Annotated in this window: 13 protein-coding genes and 1 pseudogene; 5 read left to right on the top strand and 9 right to left on the bottom strand. The window is 38.8% G+C overall.

Going from position 1 to position 20,802, the window contains the following annotated elements; genetic code table 11:
* Window positions 1-69 precede the first annotated feature (69 nt).
* A pseudogene (locus DXA05_RS24055) lies at window positions 70-1,487 on the top strand (AAA family ATPase).
* A 267-nt stretch (window positions 1,488-1,754) separates the two neighbouring features.
* Here the strand turns inward: DXA05_RS24055 and DXA05_RS24050 are convergent.
* From DXA05_RS24050 to DXA05_RS24025, 6 genes are all read right to left on the bottom strand, one after another.
* Window positions 1,755-3,257: a BACON domain-containing carbohydrate-binding protein gene (locus DXA05_RS24050; RefSeq protein ID WP_004311004.1), complete on the bottom strand. Its 1,503-nt coding sequence runs from the start codon at window positions 3,255-3,257 to the stop codon at window positions 1,755-1,757.
* A 32-nt stretch (window positions 3,258-3,289) separates the two neighbouring features.
* Window positions 3,290-4,714, bottom strand: a complete 1,425-nt coding sequence (locus DXA05_RS24045; RefSeq protein ID WP_004301366.1) for a DUF1735 domain-containing protein — start codon at window positions 4,712-4,714, stop codon at window positions 3,290-3,292.
* A 25-nt stretch (window positions 4,715-4,739) separates the two neighbouring features.
* Window positions 4,740-5,906 carry a DUF1735 and LamG domain-containing protein gene (locus DXA05_RS24040; RefSeq protein WP_128859707.1) on the bottom strand — a complete coding sequence of 389 codons (1,167 nt, stop codon included), beginning with the start codon at window positions 5,904-5,906 and terminating at the stop codon, window positions 4,740-4,742.
* Between the two features lie 11 nt (window positions 5,907-5,917).
* Window positions 5,918-7,003 (bottom strand): glycoside hydrolase family 18, encoded by a 1,086-nt coding sequence (locus DXA05_RS24035; protein WP_117685265.1) that lies wholly within the window; start codon window positions 7,001-7,003, stop codon window positions 5,918-5,920.
* A gap of 99 nt (window positions 7,004-7,102) precedes the next feature.
* Window positions 7,103-8,725, bottom strand: coding sequence for a SusD/RagB family nutrient-binding outer membrane lipoprotein (locus tag DXA05_RS24030; protein ID WP_117685352.1), 1,623 nt, complete (start codon window positions 8,723-8,725; stop codon window positions 7,103-7,105).
* Window positions 8,726-8,736: 11 nt separating this feature from the next.
* Window positions 8,737-12,063: a TonB-dependent receptor gene (locus DXA05_RS24025; RefSeq protein ID WP_128859706.1), complete on the bottom strand. Its 3,327-nt coding sequence runs from the start codon at window positions 12,061-12,063 to the stop codon at window positions 8,737-8,739.
* A 237-nt stretch (window positions 12,064-12,300) separates the two neighbouring features.
* Here DXA05_RS24025 and DXA05_RS24020 point away from each other — a divergent pair, with 237 nt between their 5' ends.
* From DXA05_RS24020 to DXA05_RS24005, 4 genes are read left to right on the top strand one after another with little or no spacing between them, the layout of a single operon-like run.
* Window positions 12,301-13,371 carry a glycoside hydrolase family 18 gene (locus DXA05_RS24020; protein ID WP_117685348.1) on the top strand — a complete coding sequence of 357 codons (1,071 nt, stop codon included), beginning with the start codon at window positions 12,301-12,303 and terminating at the stop codon, window positions 13,369-13,371.
* A 9-nt stretch (window positions 13,372-13,380) separates the two neighbouring features.
* A complete protein-coding gene (locus tag DXA05_RS24015; RefSeq protein ID WP_117685346.1) occupies window positions 13,381-14,541 on the top strand; it encodes a DUF1735 and LamG domain-containing protein in 1,161 nt (386 codons plus the stop codon).
* Between the two features lie 26 nt (window positions 14,542-14,567).
* On the top strand, window positions 14,568-15,995 hold the full coding sequence (locus DXA05_RS24010) for a DUF1735 domain-containing protein (protein ID WP_117685344.1): 1,428 nt from the start codon (window positions 14,568-14,570) through the stop codon (window positions 15,993-15,995).
* A gap of 20 nt (window positions 15,996-16,015) precedes the next feature.
* The gene (locus DXA05_RS24005) at window positions 16,016-17,323 is read left to right on the top strand and encodes a DUF4989 domain-containing protein (RefSeq protein ID WP_120145309.1); all 1,308 of its coding nucleotides are present in this window, start codon (window positions 16,016-16,018) and stop codon (window positions 17,321-17,323) included.
* A 346-nt stretch (window positions 17,324-17,669) separates the two neighbouring features.
* On the opposite strand, the gene DXA05_RS24000 is transcribed toward DXA05_RS24005, so the two are convergent.
* From DXA05_RS24000 to DXA05_RS23990, 3 genes are all read right to left on the bottom strand, one after another.
* The gene (locus tag DXA05_RS24000; protein ID WP_120145338.1) at window positions 17,670-19,271 is read right to left on the bottom strand and encodes an IS66 family transposase; all 1,602 of its coding nucleotides are present in this window, start codon (window positions 19,269-19,271) and stop codon (window positions 17,670-17,672) included.
* Window positions 19,272-19,365: 94 nt separating this feature from the next.
* On the bottom strand, window positions 19,366-19,716 hold the full coding sequence (tnpB, locus tag DXA05_RS23995) for an IS66 family insertion sequence element accessory protein TnpB (protein WP_008642045.1): 351 nt from the start codon (window positions 19,714-19,716) through the stop codon (window positions 19,366-19,368).
* Window positions 19,704-20,093, bottom strand: a complete 390-nt coding sequence (locus tag DXA05_RS23990) for a hypothetical protein (RefSeq protein WP_128859705.1) — start codon at window positions 20,091-20,093, stop codon at window positions 19,704-19,706. The genes tnpB and DXA05_RS23990 overlap by 13 nt, the downstream gene beginning before the upstream one ends.
* Window positions 20,094-20,802: the final 709 nt, after the last annotated feature.

Here is a 20,802-nt window from a genome sequence, read left to right as displayed (position 1 = left end):
TCGCATCGCAAAAATAGAATAAATAAATTTAAAATACGATAGTTCCTCGAACTTTTTTCTCGTACAAAAATGATAAATAACTATTTAGAAAGGCAAATTAAGGAAAATTTTCCTTATCAGCCAACTTTAGAGCAGGAAATTGCTGTAAAATCTCTTTCAGAGTTTCTGCTGTCCACACTGGCAGATGAAGTCTTTATCTTAAGAGGCTATGCTGGTACTGGTAAAACATCGTTGGTAGGGGCATTGGTGAAAACGATGGATCAGCTGCAGCAGAAATCTGTATTGTTGGCTCCTACAGGACGTGCGGCAAAAGTTTTTTCAGCGTATGCAGGACATCCGGCTTTTACTATTCATAAAAAAATATATAGACAACAATCTTTTTCTAATGAGCTTAGTAACTTTTCGATCAATGACAATTTAGCTACCAATACATTGTTTATTGTCGACGAGGCTTCCATGATTTCAAACGAAGGACTGTCGGGCAGTATGTTTGGAACAGGACGTTTATTGGATGATTTGGTGCAATTTGTTTATTCAGGACAGGGATGTCGTCTCTTGTTAATGGGTGATACCGCGCAGCTTCCTCCGGTAGGAGAGGGGTTAAGCCCGGCACTTTTTTCCGATGCATTGAAGGGGTATGGACTTGAAGTACGTGAGATTGATCTTACTCAAGTAGTCCGTCAGGTGCAAGAATCCGGAATATTATGGAATGCCACACAGTTGAGGCAATTGATAGCAGAGGATGATTGTTATTCTCTGCCTAAGATAAAAATAGCAGGTTTTCCTGATATTAAACTGGTGCCGGGAACTGAACTGATAGAGGAACTAACTAATTGCTACGATCATGATGGTATGGATGAGACGATTGTTGTCTGTCGTTCCAATAAACGTGCAAACCTATATAACAATGGAATACGTGCTCAAATTCTTTGGCGTGAAGATGAATTGAATACAGGAGATATGTTGATGATAGCCAAAAATAATTACTATTGGACGGAGAAATATAAGGAGATGGATTTTATAGCTAATGGAGAAATTGCAGTTGTCCGGCGTGTTCGTCGAACTCGTGAAATATATGGTTTTCGTTTTGCCGAAGTTACTCTCCGCTTTCCTGATCAGAATGATTTTGAATTGGATGCGAATCTATTATTAGACACTTTACATTCGGACTCACCTGCATTGCCGAAAGAAGACAATGACCGATTGTTCTATGCGGTACTTGAGGATTATATAGATATTCCAAACAAAAGAGACCGGATGAAAAAGATGAAAGCCGATCCGCATTACAATGCTTTGCAGGTGAAATATGCATACGCAATAACCTGTCATAAAGCGCAAGGCGGACAGTGCAGAATGTGTTTTTAGATCAGGGGTATATGACAGATGAGTATTTGACTCCGGATTATTTCCGGTGGTTGTATACAGCTTTTACTCGGGCGACAAAGACACTGTATTTGGTGAATTACCCGAAAGAGCAGGTGGAATAGTTTTGTTTTTTGAATGACTCTTAATCTTTATATGATTTAGAGTTTTAAGGTTACATTGATTATATAATCAGTTGATTTCAATATTGTTGGATTCAAAAAGGTCTTTGAGTACTGGTTGTGGTTTGTTTATAGATGAAAAGAGTATTTTAAGATAAGAGCTAGCATTAGATAAAAATAGATAGCAATAATCCCTTTATTTGACTCTATTCACAGATTTGGAAAGAGTAAATAAAGGGATTCTCTATAAATTATTTCTCTATATATTAATTATTTGTAAACAATAGTAGTTGCATCATTCTTAGTTAACTTTGGTATCACTTGACCAGTCTTTAAATAAAGAGTCTTAATTTTGCTGCTACGATTGGCGTTTAAGTTTGTTAATGCTGGACATTCCGAAGCATCAATTGACGTAACATAATCATAACTTGCATACCAGGAAACAAGACTTAAATCCAAAGACTCAAGTTTACTACTGATGACTTTAAGACTTTCTGCCTCCGAATAAACATAGCTACCTCCTGCATTGAAACTAGTAATTGGATTATCTCCCAAATTATACTCTTCACAAATAGTAGGGCTATTAAATGTGAGTGATGATACCTTATGTAAACCTGAAATATCAAGCTTTTTCATGTTTGAACAATAACCTAAACGTAATGAAGTCAGGTTAGGGAAATACTCTATTCCGGTTAAATCTTTAATCTGGTTAGAGTATGAGGTGTTAGAGAATGAAGTTGCGTTTAATCCTTCTTCAAGAATAATACATTTGGTATCATCAATAGGGAGAGCCCAACCGTTAGATATACAAAGTGCTCGAAGAACGGCATCTGGAATTTCCACAGGGCTGGCGTCCGGATCTTTTTGAACAATAGCAATATCTTTTACTAATGTACCACTGGTTTGGGCAATATGAATTGTACCTCCACGCGAAGCTGGTGATGCGGATAGTTTATAAGTAACAGTAACCGTAGTCAAACCATCATCGCCTTTTTGTGGTTCGGAAATTGATTGATCAGTAATCCAATCTTTCCCTTTTGTTATGGAAATAGCGTAATTGACGTTGTATTTCACTTTAAAAGAGATAGTTCGTGCTGTTAGATCATATGTTAAAGTGTTACTTTCGGTGATAATTGCATCTGTTTGTTTTTGATTAATATCTACATTGACACTTTCAGTAACGAGTGGGCTTGAGATTGTAATTTTTGTACTACGATCTTTATATGTCTTGTTCTCGGCAGCAGTGAATGATAAAGTTACTTTGCCACCGAATTCATTACGTCTATCGAATGTCAGCCACTCTTTACCACCGTCACTATATGTTATCGTTGGGTCGGCCACATTGGTATTAAGTTGAATTCTCACAGTACTTTTTTCTTTAGTAATAGAAAGAGCTTCGTCAGAAAGTAAATCCATTATATATGCAGGTTGAGACTCTACTTGTAGTGGCACAACTGAAGAACCTGTGAAAAACTTGAAGGTTGCAGTACGCTTTTCATCTAATTTGTTAGGATCGATGGTAAAAGTAACTACATCACCATCTTTACCTGAAGTTATTGACGGATGTGCCCAATCACATATTCCTGACAACCGCCAGTTATCGGAGCTTGTTACAGTAACTGTAGCATCCCCTCCATTTTTATCCACTTGGAGTATATTGGTCGATAGTGAGATTGTTGAATTACCATTATTGATTGATTCATCATCATCAGAACAACCCCATAGTAGGAGGGATACCGATAACACTATCATTAAATTCTTAAATAATTTCATATCTATTCTTTTTAAGGTAAAATATACATTAATCAGTTAATAGCTTCACGTTCTGTACTATTCTTTTTATAATAGTAACTTGGATAAACTAATGTTTCATCGTACAAACCTTTACAAACGGATTGGCATCTATATACTTGTGAACCATATAATGATGGGTCAAGTGCGAAGAACATGTAGTATCCATAACCAGCTTCTTTTCTAGAACGCGCTGTAGATTCACTTGAGTTGCCACTGCCTCGTCTTAGTTCTATTGACATACCAGCACACTGTTTCAATGTCATACCGGTACCTGGCCCAGCAGCACCACCATAGTCAGCTACAGCATAATCGCAATACTGACCAGGTTCGATACCATCGATAACTTGGAGACTACTTGAATACATGTTGCCAAGGTTATAGAGCGAGACAATTTTTTCCGGCATGACAGCTTTACATTCATACATTAATCGTGAACCTGCATAAGCTGATGGGCTTGCAAGCCAGGGGTTTGAAAGGTCTGGTGAGTTCGAATATTCGTCATCGAAAGCGACGCCGTCCAGATTATAAGCACGGCAATAAGCTGCCAGTTCCCGGGCGAATTCCCTAGCTCCCATATCCGAAAGTTGAGCGACACCAGCTTCGTCATGATTACCAAGGATGCTGATAATAATTTTCATACCAGCTTTACGCAATGGTTGTAGATACTTATCATTATTGTCGAGCAAGAATTGAACATTTTCATTGTTCGCTAAATATACTCGTTGTTTCTCTGGATCCCAATTGATATTAGCAGCAAAAAGTACGATATGGTCGAAAAAATATTTACCACTTTCAGTCAGAAACTCAAGGGCATTGAGCGGGTTAGTATCATTAACTTCGAAATAAAGAACTGTTTGTACCGCATCTTCTCCTTTGTTAGTATTAGGTTTGTTGCGATAATCTTGAACGAGAAGCACCATATGCTTGGACGTTTCAGTAAATGTTACTCCTTCAGTAGAAGATGTTACTGTCAAAGGTACTATGTAGGTTTTATCCTCTTCCATTCCATCAAACGCAGTCAGTGTAACTTTCACGCTTGGGGTAACTTTATCATCTGGGGCAAGTACAAAAGTACCATTATTTGCGATTTTCACATTAGCGGCAGGAAACACTTCGAAATCCGTTTCATGGATAGTGTTGTATATAGCTGCATATGATTCCTCGACAGCTATTTGAACATCTACTCCTTTTTGAGGTAGTTTAGAAAGACGGAATACCACATTAGTGCTATATTCATTATTTCGGAGCTCGATTACCGAACTGTTTTTATTCGTATTTTCGTCCAATAATAATCCGCTCAGTTGAGTCGATGCCAAATAAGAAGATTCATCTATCTTGTTTCCTATTTCAATGTCTTCCTCACAAGATGTGAAGGTTGCCATAGTGAACATTACCACTGGCAGGAAAGCATATTTGATATTGTTTATCATATTCATATTCAATTCTTAGTTAAATGATTTATTATTGAGGCAATGAAACAGATTCCCATTTAGGTTCTTTTTCGATTGTCAAATCATAGCCACTCACGCTGTAATCTTTAGCTACTGTACCCGAACCTTCGTCGAATTTCCAATATGCAATGAGCCCTTCCGATTCAGGTTCTATTGTGTAGAAGTGATTTGTTGCCTGAATTTCTTCTGCTGTTAATGCACGATTCCAGATTCGTACTTCGGAAACGACGCCATCAAAATAGCGGTCATCTTTATAGGAATAACCTACCCAGAAACAACGTGAGCCGTCTTCCTCATTGGTATGTTTAGCACCAAGACTAACAGAACTCTTTCCCGTTGAACCGGAAAGCTTTTCTACGCCATTGATATATACTTTGACATTACCTTTATTGAATGCGACAGCTACATGATACCACTTGCCACTTTCAAGTTGAAGGTCTGCGCTTGTACAATTGTTAACAGAAGTAGCTACTTGAAGTTGGTTATTCGGAATGGTTGCGTCACCGATACGGAGCAAATAATTGCTTTCGATACCCATCAACGTGTTCAGAGTATTAGGGAATGAATTGGCCTTGAACAGTATCTCCATCGTATTCTCCGTTAGATTATTGAATTTGGAGTCATTCTTGAAGTCCGGATAAGCACGATTACGACTGATATTACATACCACATTAATAAGTGATGCTCCGCGGAATACATAATAATATGTCTTAGCACTTTGCAAAACGCTGATTCCTTCCACTGATTTAATAGTGACTGGAAGCACATAAGTGGTTTTGATATCAAGTTCTCCTGTATTAATGAATTCAATAGGCAATTCTGGACTAACTATACTACCTGATTTGATGGTAGTCGAAGTTTCTGGCATTGAATAATGCTCTTCGGAAAGAAGTACTGCAGTTTCATCATAATATGCCAGTTTATAAGTTGATAAAAGTTCGGGAGCAGGTGACATAGTCACTTTGATATCATGTTCTTCAGGCTTTGCTATGGCTACTGAAAGACCAGTTTCTACATTTGTATCACCAGCCTTGAACAGTATTTCCTTAGTAAAGTTCGATGCCGAAATGAAGAGTTTATTGTCATAATGCTGTTCATTTTCATCGTTGTTCTGGCAACCGGTAAGAATTATTGAGAAACCGGCAAGAGCTGTAAATATTAAATTGTTTAATTTCATAAGGCAGTTTTTTATTTAACGGTTGGACTCAATATACTTATAGCTTCTTTTAAGGTTGGGTATACATTGCTGGCATTAAAATAGTCTTTTTCCGCTGCATCAATTGAAATTCCAGCTTTGGTGTAGTCAGGCGTCTTTGCCACTGCCCATTGAGCAGCTCCAATGATGGCAGATGAGCCATCTCCGAGTTCACCATTGTAACTCCCCGAATTGGTAAGATAAGGCGTTGTTACTCCCATGATGAAGCGGTCGGTTGGTACGTTTTTTGCTGATGCCATGAGTATGAGATAAGACATCTCGTATTGGTTTTTTGCTCCATGCGCATTGACAATGATGTATTTACAATCAGAAAGCAGACTTTTACCAATAACGTTCTGCGGGTAACCTTTGAAAAGCAAGTCCTTATTAGTATTCGCAACTTTCCAGTTAGCTACCGCGTCAAAGAATGCTCCTTGACGTGCTGTTTCAGTGGCAATTTCATTCTCTTCAACAAGCGAATTGAGGTCGAAGCCTGTATAATTCACTACAATTCCATCTACATCCAAAGCGTTACTTGCGGCGATTTGTTTAGCGATCTCACTTTTACAGTATTCAATAAAACGTGTTGCATCGTCGACAGTCTCTTCTCCTTCTTCTCCATTTTCTGTTTCATCAGATTCGGGATTAGGTACAGCGTTGGCTGCTTCTTCTTCAAGAATCTTTTTCCATGCACTTTCTATAGCATCGAAATCAACTAATCCCAATACTTTTGTACCCAATCGACGTACTTCCTTCATCTCAGATATATTTGCCTGATTTACTTCCATTGTATTGTTTAGACAAATATAGTCGAGACTGTCAGGCATATCAGTAAGGTGTTGACTGCGTGAGGTTGTTACAGTGCTTACATTATTAACTGAAACAATTACTACCTGATGGTCTGTTGCTTTAAAGTTGTTGAGAGATTCCAGGTATTGGGCATAAAGTTCCGGATTTTGTTCCTCCATAGAAGGAGTATGTATATTGATGCTTTCTGGGTCTGTCCAGTCAGAACACGAGAACTGCATCATAGAGCATGCCAGCATTACAGGCATGAGATATTTTATTTTTCTTCTCATATATGCTATAATTAAGGTAATTTTATTTGTATAATCTAATATACTAAGTACTCTAAGTACTTGGTAAATAGTTTCATTTTTTGTTACTCAATAGTTGATTTATTTACAGTCCCACCATACGTGAGTTGCCATCGTATCTCCTCTTTTAGTCTTGGACTCTTGTGTCAATGTCGCAACTGCAGCTTCTACGCTTTCTCTATTTTCACGATATTCATCAGTTGGATATGGCATGCGTCGTGCACCTTCCGTGTCATTAACAACTCCTCCACTTGCATTTGCTGCCATTGGCATCAATTTAGGATAACCTGTACGGCGATATTCTGTCCATGATTCCATACCATTTGGGAAGTTTGCAATCCATTTTTGAGTAATAATCTGTTCTAAGCTTTTTTCAAAATCACCTCCAGCCCATGCCACAGTGACATTTGTATTAATAGCTCCAGAGTAGTCATAAGTTTGGCCACTTTGTCCTTTCAACGGATCTTTATATGCTTCTACTTTTCCCGTACTTGCAAGATAATTTTCGACTCCACTGGTAATTCCGTTTTCTTCAAACGACAAACGGATTCCTTCCTCATAGAAGTCTTTAGCTGTTCCTCCCATGTTCCAGTTACGAAGAGCTCCTTCAGCACGCAAGAAAGCGACTTCTGATGCACGGAACACAACAATATTATCACTCGTAGTGACTTTCATACAAGAAGAGCCTTGCGACCAGGAATTATATTGTCCTTGCAGAATACCCCGACGTAAACCTACATAACTTTCTTCTCCAGTATATGCATTTCCCGACACGGTGCCAAAAGTACTTTTATCATAATATGCTTCACGACGAGGATCGCTGTATGCATTCATGTAACAAGTTAAATCCGCTGAAATTCGTGCATCTGACCATAGTACCATAAAACGTTGCCATGGATTATGATCGGCAACTTTACGATAAGCGCCATCAGTTGCAGCAGTCATAACACCTGCTGCTACAGCTTCTTCTGCCAATTGCTGCGATGTTTTTCCATTCACATTAAATCCTGCTACATAGCAAGTACGCATCGCCATTCTTAACTTCAAAGAGTTGGCAAACTTATACCATGCTGATGTATTGCCATTATAAATTCTATCAGCACTTGAGCTGAAGCTTTGATTGGCAAACTTTCCTAATACTGCAATAATATTATCCAAATCTTCTAGCATTTTGGCATAGACAGCTTGCTGAGAATCATAAGGGGATTTGATTGCATTAGCTGCACCTACTTTTGAATAAGGGATGGGACCATATGTATCTGTTACACGTAACATTACGACAATACGATATAACTCGGCCAACGATAAGAAAAGTTCATCATCGCTTTGATTTTTCAAATTGAAGTAATCAGGATAAAACTTTGAATAAAAATCATTGAATGGAATTTTTTTCCAATCGTCTGAAGGATTGTAAGTTGCGTAACGACCAGACCAACCTGTACCCAAATTGGAGTCTGCCACATATCCCGAAAATGCTCCTGCCATCAAACAGTCTACATATTGAGAAAAGTTCTCTTGTTCTGGCATCATCAAATCTTGTAAATTAAGAGCTAATGATCTTACCAAATACCAATCTACTCCCATGTCATTTTGGTCTGGTTCATGAGGATTTTTATTGTAATCTTCAAAGTTTCCTGTACATGCAGTTGCACCGAAAAGAAACATACCAGTGACTATAAACTGTATTATTTTATTTTTCTTCATCTTTTCCGTTTTTAGAATTTAAGTTTCAAATTGAATCCTACACTACGAAGGCTAGGCATCATAAAGTAATCAATTCCCTGATAATAGTTACCTGTAGTGGCTACAGATTCAGGATCGAAAGGAGCCTTGCAATAAATCATCCACAAGTTACGACCTACCAGCGAAAGAGTGATATCCATAATATTTTTCAATTTCTTTCTTGGGATAGTGTAGCTGACAGAAGCTTCTTGCAGACGTAAATTGGTAGCACTATAAGTGTAATATTGAGGAATACCGCTGTCGGCACCAACCACTGTATACCACTTTTGCGCGTCGATCATATCGTTGCCGTTTATCACGACTCCACCATTATCACGAGCTGCTGCTGTAGCTTCGGATACACCATAGGAGTCAAGAACGGCTTGAGTCGCAGAGTAAACGACTCCTCCCAAACGGGCAGTAAGAAGGAAGCCAAGTCCCCAGTTACCATATTGAAAGTCATTGCGCCATGCCATATTAGCTTTTGGAAAAACAGATCCTAAATAAATATCATCAGCTTTGTCATTCACTGCTACATTTCCATCGGCATTTACATAAATCTTATTATTTGAATCTCGAAGCAAGTCAGATTGTGAGTAGAGATCACCTAAAGATCCACCTACTTTTAGAATGAACCGTGCCTTTGATAAACCACCTACATCCATACGGTCTTTTGTTATTTCTTCACCGGTTACAGGGTTTATGTAACCATCAATCAGGCTTAAAATCTTGTTTTTATTGGCACTGAATGTGTAGTTAGAACTCCATGAAAACTTGTTCCATGTATTCTTGTAACCAAGTGAAAGTTCTACACCACGGTTACGTACGTTACCAGTCTGCGCATAGAATGTACTATAGCCTCCTGTTGGAGAAAGCTTTGCATCCATGGTTTGATTGTAAGTCTTGGTATTATAGAATGAAACATCAAAATTGAAATGTTTAAGGAAACGTGCAGTAAGACCTACTTCCCAAGAATCTGTACGTTCCGGTTTCAAATCATACAATGGATATGCAGACTGAGAAGAGTATGCTCCTGTTGAAGTATTCCATGAAAAAGTTGGATAAGCAAGGAAGCGTCCAAATGGTAGACCTACGGATGCCCAAGAAGCACGTAGTTTTAAGTATGAAATACTTTCAGGTAATTTGAAAAGTTCAGACAAAACAACAGAGCCTCCTACTGACGGGTAGAAAAAAGAAGACTGTTTTGAGTTCGGTCCCGCTAATTGACTTGGCCAATCATTACGTCCGGTAAGAGTCAAGTAGTAAGTACTTCTATAACCAACTTCTGCAGATGCAAATATAGATTGTGTTTGTTCACGATAACCAGTTTCTTCACGTTTCCCAGTTTCTTTATCCAATTGAGCAACTGTGAAAAAGTTAGGAAGTCCATTCGCTGCAATTGGTCCACTAACGGCAAGAGCTTCAGAACGATTGTCTGAATAAGATGCTCCGATATTAGCTGTTAAACTCCAATCCTCTCCAAATGTTTTATTTATATTCAACAATAAGTCTGCATATGTTTGCTTGTCACGAGTGTTTGTTACACCATAAAAACCATTTTCACCTTCAGCAATAGTTGCGATGGTAGAGGCATAGTATTTTTGTGTATATGTGTTGTATGAATTATCTAGACGTACACGTCCAGCTACGTTCAACCAACTTAGAATATCGTAACTTAAAGCTGCACTCAACATATAACGATCTTTGTCATTTTCACGCAAGTTACGGTAATTAATCCAGTAAGGATTTTGCAAACGGAACGATCCTCCTCCTTGAGGCCAATATTGCGTATACATATTACGCTCTAAATCATAACGTTCGTACATTTTGTAATCTTCCCAGTCATTTCCACGCGGAAACAGGTAAGCAGAAGACAGCGGGTTTGCATAAATACCTTGATTCACCATATTACGGTCTTTCTGCATAATATATTGAGCACCAACATCCAGTTTCATCTTATCTTCTAGGAAAAGAGTGGTGTTACGGAATGTAAAGTTATAGCGGTCGTATTTGTTATTTGGAATAATACCACGCGAATTAACGGCTGCGGCAGAAAGATATGTCTGATTGTGTTCTGTACCAGTAGAAAGTGTTACAGATTCTGTTCCAATAAGTCCAGTCTGAAAATAATCACTTGCAGGATCGTATCCGCGGTAATTAGCTTCGTTCAGTCTTTTCCCCCAACTAGCATCTGTTCCAGAAGTTCCATAGCGATTCTGAAACTGTGGCATGACGAATGGAGATAACATTTCTGTATTACTAGATACGGTCAAGGCTACACGACCCACTTTTCCTTTTTTTGTTGTGATTACAATAGCACCATTAGATGCATTGCTACCATACAATGCGGCAGCAGCGGCACCAGACAAAACTGACATTGATTCAATGTCATCTGGGTTTATATCAGCTATAGCTTCTGTAGAGCCTTGCGATTGCATCTCTTCAGAACCACCAGAAGCGCTCAGGTTATACATTGGAATACCGTCGATAACATAAAGAGCATTAGACGATTGTTCGATACCCCTGGAACCACGCATAACAACTTTACTTGCACCACCAATACCAGAAGAAGAAGAGTTGATATTTAAACCTGCAACCTTTCCGTTCAGCGAATTAATAAAGTTCGCATCTTTTACGGCTAAAGCTGATTCTGCATCGACCTGTGTGACATTATAACTCAAAGCTTTCTCCGAACGCTTAATACCCAAAGCTGTAACAACCACCTCGTCAATCACTTGGGTGTCATCCATCATCGTAATATTAATGGTTGTCTGTCCTTTCAAAGGAATTTCTTGTGTCTTATATCCGATATAAGAATAAACAATAACTGGGTTATTGCTTTTTGTCATAATTTTGTAGTTACCATCCAAATCGGTAATAGCTCCGTCTGTTGTTCCTTTTACTAAAATACTAACACCAATCAGTGGCTCTCCTTTAGCATCTACAACTTGTCCGGTTATAGTACGTTCTTTCCCGCTTTGTTGTTGTAGTGAATTAGAATTTTCTTTTTCGGATAAATAAATTATATTCTCTTCTATTTTATAAGAGATATCTTTATTTTTCAAAAGTGTGTTTAAAACTTGCTCTAAAGAAGCATCTTTTACTTTTAAAGGTTCAACTGTGACAGTCGATAGCTTGTCATTGTAGAAAAATTGGTACTTTGATTGTGATTGAATTTGTTTAATTACAGTTCCTAAAGTTGTACGGGGAGTTGATAAGGTCAACTGTGCCGCAGCCCATTGTACAGGAACTGCTATCAACAAAAGAATCAATAAAGCTCGAAATAACTTCGACTTTCGAAGCGAATGTTTGCTTTCCATACATTTAATTTAATGGTTATACATTTTATTAAACTCAAAAAGAAGAGTGTCGACTTTCCCTCCCTTTGTTAATAAAACAATGCTAATATAATAAACACTTAGTCCATTTTCTCTTTTTTTTCGAAAAAAGTAAGAAATATCTGATACCCCCTTGAATAACCTATATTTAGAATTTACCAAGTACTTAGAGAACTTGGATAAAAATAATGTGATTAAAATCTTTAAGTGATAATATATATGAAAAGAATAGTAAAAAACAGTTTGTTTACAGCAATATTGATGGTGTGGGGGATGATGTATTCCTCATGCGAAGACTGGACAGACCCAGAAAGCATTAACATCCATTACTCTACATTTGAAGAGCAAAACCCACAACTGTATGCTGACTATATCAGAGATCTGAAACGCTACAAGGATGGAGAACATAAGTTAGTCTTTGTCTCTTTTGACAATCCGGAAACTAACCCAATCAATCAAACCGAACGTCTCACCGCTATACCGGACAGTGTGGATTTTATCTGTTTGAATAATCCGGAAAAGCTCTCGTCTGAAACACAGGCCGAAATGGTAAAAATACGCGAGAAGAATATCCGCACGCTTTCCTGCATTAATTATGAGAGTTTAGAACAAGAATGGAACAATAAGGCAAAGGATAATTCCGAATTGACGGAAGAAGATGCACAAAGATATCTGAATGAACGTACGGATGCTATGCTGGCTCTATGTGACAGTTATGGATATGATGGTATCCTAATTGACTATACAGGACTTTCAATGGTGGGTATGCAAGAAGATGTGTTACAACAATACAAGGCACGTCAGCAAAACTTCTTCAGCAGAGTGTTGGATTGGCGGATTAAGCATACCGACAAGACATTGGTTTTTTACGGTTATGTGCAGTATTTGGCTCCCGAAAACATGGATATGCTGGATAAATACAATCATCTGATACTGAAAACCGCTTCTTCTAAAAACATGGAGGATCTGACATTAAATGTTTTTATGGCTATTCAAGCAGGCATAGACGTAGCAGGAACGAATGCGGATCTTGTTCCAAAAGATCGTTTTATTGCCTGTACACAGTTTCCTCAACAGGAAGATAAGGATATGATAATTGGTTATTGGGATACACGGGATGCAAATGGAAATAAAGTATTGGCTGCACAAGGTACAGCTCAATGGATTGTACAGACATCACCAGATTATACCTGCACTGGTATTTTTATCATCAATATCCAAAAGGATTATTACAATAATACTTATGGAACAGTACGTGAAACTATTCATATAATGAATCCTAATAAATAGAAATACAATATGAAATTGCATATTTATCAATTAGCATTTATAGCACTTACTGCATTTACGGTAAGCAGCTGCAAGGATACGGATATTAATGATGAACATCATTATGACAATAAGCTTTATATAAGTTCGGTACCCGTAACAGAAGATTTACTGATTAAAGAAGATGTATTGTTTGACAGTCGTAAAATTACTTATCGGCTTGCTGCTCCTGTCGACAACGAAATCCAAGTCAGCTTTGATGCCAAACCATCTTTAGCGGCTACCTACAATCTAAGTTATGGAGATAATGCTACAGCACTTCCCGAAGCGTTTTATGATATTCCTGTGAAGAATGTTACGATTCAACCCGGAGGAATTTCTGGAGATGATATCATAGTGAATTTCGTTAATTTGAATCAATTGGACGACTCAAGACGTTATGTGTTGCCTGTTACAATCACAAATGTATCTGGAATTGGACTTCTTGAGAGTGCCCGTACTACTTATTTTATCATCAAAGGCGCTGCTCTTATTAATGTTGTAGCTAATATTAAAGAAAACTATTTTCCGATAAAATGGAATAGTGATGTAAGCAAGATGATTACTATTACAGTGGAAGCATTGGTACGAAGTGATGACTGGGTGGCCAAACGTGATAATGCACTAAGTTCTGTTTTTGGAATTGAAGATAATTTCCTTATACGTATCGGTGATGGCGACCGTCCACGTGATCAACTTCAGGCATTTGTGCCAGGTGGAAGTTTTCCTCCAGCAAATCACGCACCAGGTATTGGACTTCCGGTAGACGAATGGGTACACATAGCTGTTGTGTATAACACTGTCAATAAAAACCGAATCTATTACAAGAATGGTGTGGCGGTGTATAAAGACCAGTCAGCAAATAGTACGGTTGATTTAACTAAGAATTGCTATATAGGCCGTTCTTTTGATGGTACCCGCTGGCTTCCGGGAGAAATTTCAGAGGTTCGTATTTGGAGCGTAGAAAGAACTGCAGAGCAAATTGCAGATAATCCTTATAAAGTAAATCCTGCCAGTGAAGGACTTGTAGCCTACTGGAAATTTAATGAGGGGTCTGGAAAGGTTGTTATAGATCGTACAGGTAATGGAAATGATATCACTGCGAGTAAAGATCCGATATGGGTTCCTGTAGAACTTCCTCAAATATATTAATCCTTTTAATTAAAAAGAATATTATTATGAAACAAAAATATCTGATAACAGGGTTGATGGTTGCCATATTTGCAGGCGGCATAACTTGCCTTACCTCTTGTGATGATGATCTTGTCATAAATAAAGCAATAGATGAGTCAGCATATACTGGCATTTATGAAAACAATGGATACTTGCGTGACGGAAAGTCCAATTTGTCCTCTAACGTAGTGGAGCTATACAAAGATACTTATACTACTTCTGTAAAAATGAGTCTTAGTAAAATGGCGAGTACCAGTACTTCTGCTCAAGTAATTATTGATGCAGACTATTTGGATACTTATAACAAAGAGCATGAAACCGATTTTGAATTGTATCCTGCGCACCTGGTTTCTTTTAAGAATGACGGGAAGCTTATTGTAGATGCACAAACAAAATCTGTTCAGACTGACATCACCATTCAGGCAGACGGCACTTTGAAAGAAGATAAAACCTATGCTTTACCTATAGCTCTTACCCACGTAAGTAGCGACATTACCATAAAAGATGAGAAAGCTGGTCATTGTATTTATTTGATAAAAGATATGAGAAAGCTGGGAAACACTTACAAAGGGGAAGATGTAGTAAAGTCATTTGTCTTCTTTGATGGTACAAATCCACTGAATGCTCTTTCTTTTCAACTGGAAAACGGAAAATTGCTGTGGGATGTAGTTTCCCCATTTGCTGCCAATATCAACTGGGATGCACAAGCCCAACGCCCTTATTTAAAATGTAATGCTTACATACAATATTTGCTAGACAATAATGAGAAATTTTTGCAACCACTTCGTAAACGTGGAACTAAAATAGTATTAGGGATACTTAGTAACGGGGATATAACAGGAGTGGCGCAACTTTCTAAACAAGGTGCCAAAGACTTTGCACGAGAACTAGCTCAGTATTGCAAAGCATATAATCTGGACGGGGTATGTTTTGATGACGAATATGAAGGTGCTTATGATCCGAATAATCCAGCATTAACAAAGCCTAGTGAGGAGGCTGCGGCACGTCTATGCTACGAAACAAAACAAGCAATGCCTGATAAAATCGTAGCAGTATATGCATTAAGAAGAATGTATAGTTCGAAGGCAACCGTTGTTGATGGAGTAACTATTAAAAACTGGATAGATATTGTAGTTGGTGATTATGGTAGAGATCCTTCTCAAGTTCCGTATGGGGACCTGACATCCAAAGAATGTTCCGGTCAATCCATGGAGTTTGTTAGAGGTACAGGTGGCGATTTACAGGGACAAAGACTGATAAACCAAGGTTCTGGATGGTTTATGGGCTTTTCACCGAAGCCGGAAAATTATGGCAATGTATTCCGGCGTCTGTCTGATGTGAAAACTCTGTATGGTTCTCCGTTACAAGCACCTACCGTGTTCTACAAGGACAATGATGCCACACCTTACCAATATCCCGATGATTTGCAATAATTTAAAAAACAATTGTAGAAATGAGAACACTTTATAGATTTTTCTTATTGTTGGCAGTCGGTTCGCTGACAGCCCTTTCTGGATGCGGCGAAGATGAAACTCCAAGTCTGGCTACCTATCCGGATAACAATTTTTCTCTTGTGGCGGAAGACGGAGAAGGTTCGGAAATAATAGTGAATGCCACCTATAATAATGAGGGTATATTAGAATTCGATAAACCCGCAATATTCACCTTTCGTTTTAACGCTTCACCCGAGGACGCAATAGTTACTTTTGAGCCAATCGGAGAAGATGTTGAGTTAAGTGATACCAAATTGATAATTCCGGCAGGCTATACGGATGCCAGTGTTACTTTGGGTATAAAAAATATGGATGTTTTTCAATCTAATTACGATGAAGCTACCTATAATTTAGGAGTGAGAGCTACTGTGCAAGGATATAAAATGCCATCTATTACCTTGGAGGCAAAAGCTTTGATAAAGAAAGAGGCGTATGTAGCTACAGGTTTCTTGGAAGGAAAAGTCGGTAATAAAACTACATTCGAACATACTTATTTCAACGGAGAATTTAAGGACACGGAGCGGAATCTATATACATTCAGTGTACAATTGGATCGTCCTGCTCGGAAAGATGTAAAGGTGAAACTTACAACGGAAGGAGTGGATGACGAATACCTGAAAGACATTAGTATTACTCCTGCAGAAATTATAATTCCTGCTGGTGAAAAGACATCAGGAGATATTACTTGGGAGATTACTAATGACTTTTTGTTGCGTACATCGGACGACTCGTCAAACACATTAAATATCACAGCTGTTTTTGAATGTGAAGATCCGGTCTTCGTGCAGGATGAGAAAAGAAGTTCTTTCACCTTGAATATAAATAAATATATAAGAGGATTTGAACACATATCTTACAAACGGCCTTCCGGTTGGATAGAATGGGCCAAACAGGGTTGGTCTGTAGATGTGGAAGATAGTAGTGATTTTTATCAAAACGATGGTGGCGGTTCGCTTATTGATGGTGAAACCAAAGGTAACTATGAAGGTATATGTTCTGATGGAGATATTTCATTTACACTCGATATGGGAGAGGAAAAAACAATCACTGGAGTAGGTCTTGATTATATATATTATTATGCTCCTCAAAATGTACAATTATCAGTTTCTTCTGATGGAAACACATGGAATTATCTAGGAAAAGTAGCTACTGCTGATGAGAATGCCGATTACTATCAATTCATTGAATCTATAACTGCACGGTATGTGAAATTTGATCTTTTGGCTTCTTGGGGATGTGAGCTTTATGAAATATACGTCTTTAAGTAGTATTGAGTCTAAAAAGAATATAGGTTAAAGTTTGTATTCGAGAGGCTGTCTCAAGATTGTTTTTGAGTCAGCCTCTTTTTAATTGCTTTTTCAAAGAACGGGCAGGCGCTAACTTTTCCAAGTCTAACGTTTGCTCATGTTCCTAAATATTTGAATTAAATGCTACATAGTGAAATAAAATATCTATCATAGTATCATTTATTTCAATAATCTTTTAATTATCAAAGGAATAAGTATGATAGATAGCTTTTAGAAAATGCATCTATCATACTTTTACCAGTAAAAACAGTAAGCGTCTCGGCGATGCCGCCCCCCCCTCAAAAAAAATAGAAGTAGCATCTCCTCTTTATGTTTCGATCCTACTTCTATTTTCTTTCCATTTGTCCGGCAATAAATTTCTATATACCTTTATGTCCGTATTTGGTGGTAGCTTTGCCGCTTTATTGATTACCTCCGTGATATATTCGAAGGTATTTATTCCCTGCATTCTGCATGAACAGGCCAGCGAATAAAATAAGGCACCTCTTTCCGCCCCCTTATGGCTTCCAAAGAAAAGGGAATTTCTTCTGGACAGTGATATATATCGGTTGTACCGCTCGACCAAATTATTGTCCAAGTAGTAATATCCTTCAGTAAAGATGCCCTTAATGGCCTCCCATTGCGAGAGCATATAGTCAACCGCTCCCGCCATCTCACTTTTGGGAAGCAAGTCAGGCTTACTCTTTATCCTGAGCAGTTCCCTTTTTATTTCGCTGAGTATCTGCGGCGCATACCTTTTCCGGTGCCTGAGGTTATCCTTGTCTGTCCATCCCTGTCGACCAACACAGTGTTCATGTTCTTTTTGATACAGCTTGTTCGTCAGTTCAACGATCTTTTGTGCGTCCGGTTCCTCCTGTACCTCAAGGAACTTCCTTTTGACATGCTGCAGGCAGGCGATTCTTTTAATTCCCGGATAGGCGTCACTTTCCAATTTTCTATACGGACTGTATGCGTCACTTTGTACTGTCCCCTCATATTCGGAAAGAAGGTCAAAAAGCACCTTCCCGCTACGGGAGCCATTCTCGTAGAGGTACAGTATCAATTTCTGCCTGACCGCGACGGCCGCCCAGATATACCCCTGCCTTACCCCTTTGCCTCTACTGTTCTTCTCTTCCACAAGGACTTTGTGGTAACTTTCATCACAACAAAGATAAGAGTCTTCAAGCACGGCCGTTCTCAACGCCCTGTAAAGGTTTTCCAACACTTCGGCCGCTCTGCCCAGCAGGTGATGCGCGGTGGGCTTTTCAAGCTCAAATCCGCTTTCACGGAAGAAGCCGATAATCCGCTCCACACTCATAGAGTAGATATAGCGCAACTGGCATAAACCCGCTACAAAAGATCCGTCGTAGTTTGAGTTAAGGAAAGGTGCCTGGGGAGCGGAACCGCAGAAGACTGTTCCGTTTAAGCTATAAATGTTTTGCCGGTAGACAAGCTTTTCAAATTTCGGAGGAGTGTAGACATAACGGATAGAATCACGGTATCCCATGAATTTGGCAAGGGATATGCTGAAAAGGGGATGTTCGGGATTGACTTCGATTACCTTCTCTTCCAGTTCAAAATGCTCCTTGCGTTTGGATTTATTGTTTCCCCGCTCTTTGGGAGAAGGGCATGGACGGGAAGGAGACGTCTGCCGGACCGCCTCCGCTTTACCCGGTACCTGCTTTTCAGACTCGTTGCTTATAAGTTTGCCTAAGCCACGACTGATGTTCTCCTGTTTCTTCAGTTTACCATTTTTCAAGGTCAACGCCTCTTCTAATGAATGGACACTTTCGGTTAATTGCCGGACCTGCATCGTCAATTCGCAGATAAGCAGCTGCCCATGCTCCTCACGCCTGGCAGCCGCTTCAAGCTGTTCTTTTAAAGATCTGATTTGATCCTCCAGAAGTTCTATGAGCCGGTCCTTTTGCATGTGTCAAAGATAAGAAAAAAGAACCGGAAGACAAAGAAATTAGCGAAGTATTTGCAATGTAATATATTGATATACAGATTACTATATTAGGATGTCACCTCAATCGGAACCGTTTCCTGCATTTGGCAGACCGGAGCGAGACGCCCTGCATTATCAAAAGAAAAGTCTTCCAGGAGAGCTCATAAGACCCTGTATCGGGATTAAAACGGGGAACCTCAAAGGTGCCTTCTTCCAGTCGTTTCTGATAGAGAATAAAACCGTCCGTATCCCACCGCAAAATTTTAACCATGTCACGTTTGCGGGAGAAAAACACAAATACGTCACCCGAAACGGGAGAAAGGGACATGTCGGACTTGACAAGCCGGTAAAGTCCGGTCATGCCTTTACGCATATCAACATAATGCTGGCACAGATAATAATGCATGCCATCGGTTAAAGCAAACATGACTTTTCCTCCTGAATTTTACTGTTATAACGGTCGATAAGACGGCTGACGCTAAAAGAACTGCCTTGCTTGATAGAAACAGTCACTCCGTCAGGGAAAGTGATGGTAACCCCGTAAAGCATATCCGGAGAGGAGGAAGAGGAAGAGCAGACCGGAAGCAAACGGCTGAAAGAGGATGCAGGCTCTTTAGCGGTGGTGACGGAAGAAGAGGGACGCAACTCACGGATACTGATGCCGTGACGGGAAAGCCAAAGACACATACCATGGTAGTTTACATGTCGTTCACGGCAATAACTACGAAGAGTTAAGGCAGGAGAAGAACATAAACAGGATTTATAATCCGATAAGGTACGGGTGTACAAGTCATGTGCAGTCATAAGATGTGTTTTTTTATTATGACGCAAAGCTAAAAGGAAAAATTAAGATAGAAAATATGGCATCGCCGAGACGCTTACTAAAAACAGGTTATCTATCATTGTGCAAAATAGCCATATAAGGGTCATAATAGGTGTAAGATAGCTTGTTTTTGTCACAAGGGAGCCATATAAATCTGATTATCGTGGCTTAATAATGTAAATGTAATGGCGATAAGTTTATAGCCACGTATGTGTGCTGTACAGTCCGCATGTGTGGGCTGCACGGTTTACATACGTGGGCTGTACAGCCTGCACATGTGAACTATAGAAAGACAGCCGCTTCCAATAGATTATTAAGTTGTCAATACAGGTTATCATCCTATAAAGTGTGCATTCTTATGCCTTTAAATGGATACTCTCACCTAATGCTACACTAAATAGATATAGTATGGGTGTGATAGATACCCGTTTTTTGCAATAAAAGTATGATAGATGCATTTTCTAAAAGTTATCTATCATACTTATTCCTTTGATAATTAGAAGATTATTAAAATGAATGATACTATGATAGATGTTTTTCTCACTATGTATTCAAACCTGTATCATTTTACTCATTTCCGTACGGTCGCTGAATCAATTGATATTTTAGCAAATAAGTATTGAAACGCAGATTAACGCGATATTTTAGCAAATAAGTATTGAAACGCAGATTAAACGCAGATTTTCGCAG

Origin of the sequence: Bacteroides sp. AM54-2NS, from assembly GCF_003602935.1 — a bacterium.
Taxonomy (GTDB): domain Bacteria; phylum Bacteroidota; class Bacteroidia; order Bacteroidales; family Bacteroidaceae; genus Bacteroides; species Bacteroides xylanisolvens.
Note: the sequence above shows the minus strand (reverse complement) of the source record. Positions and strands in the feature narration are given on the sequence as shown.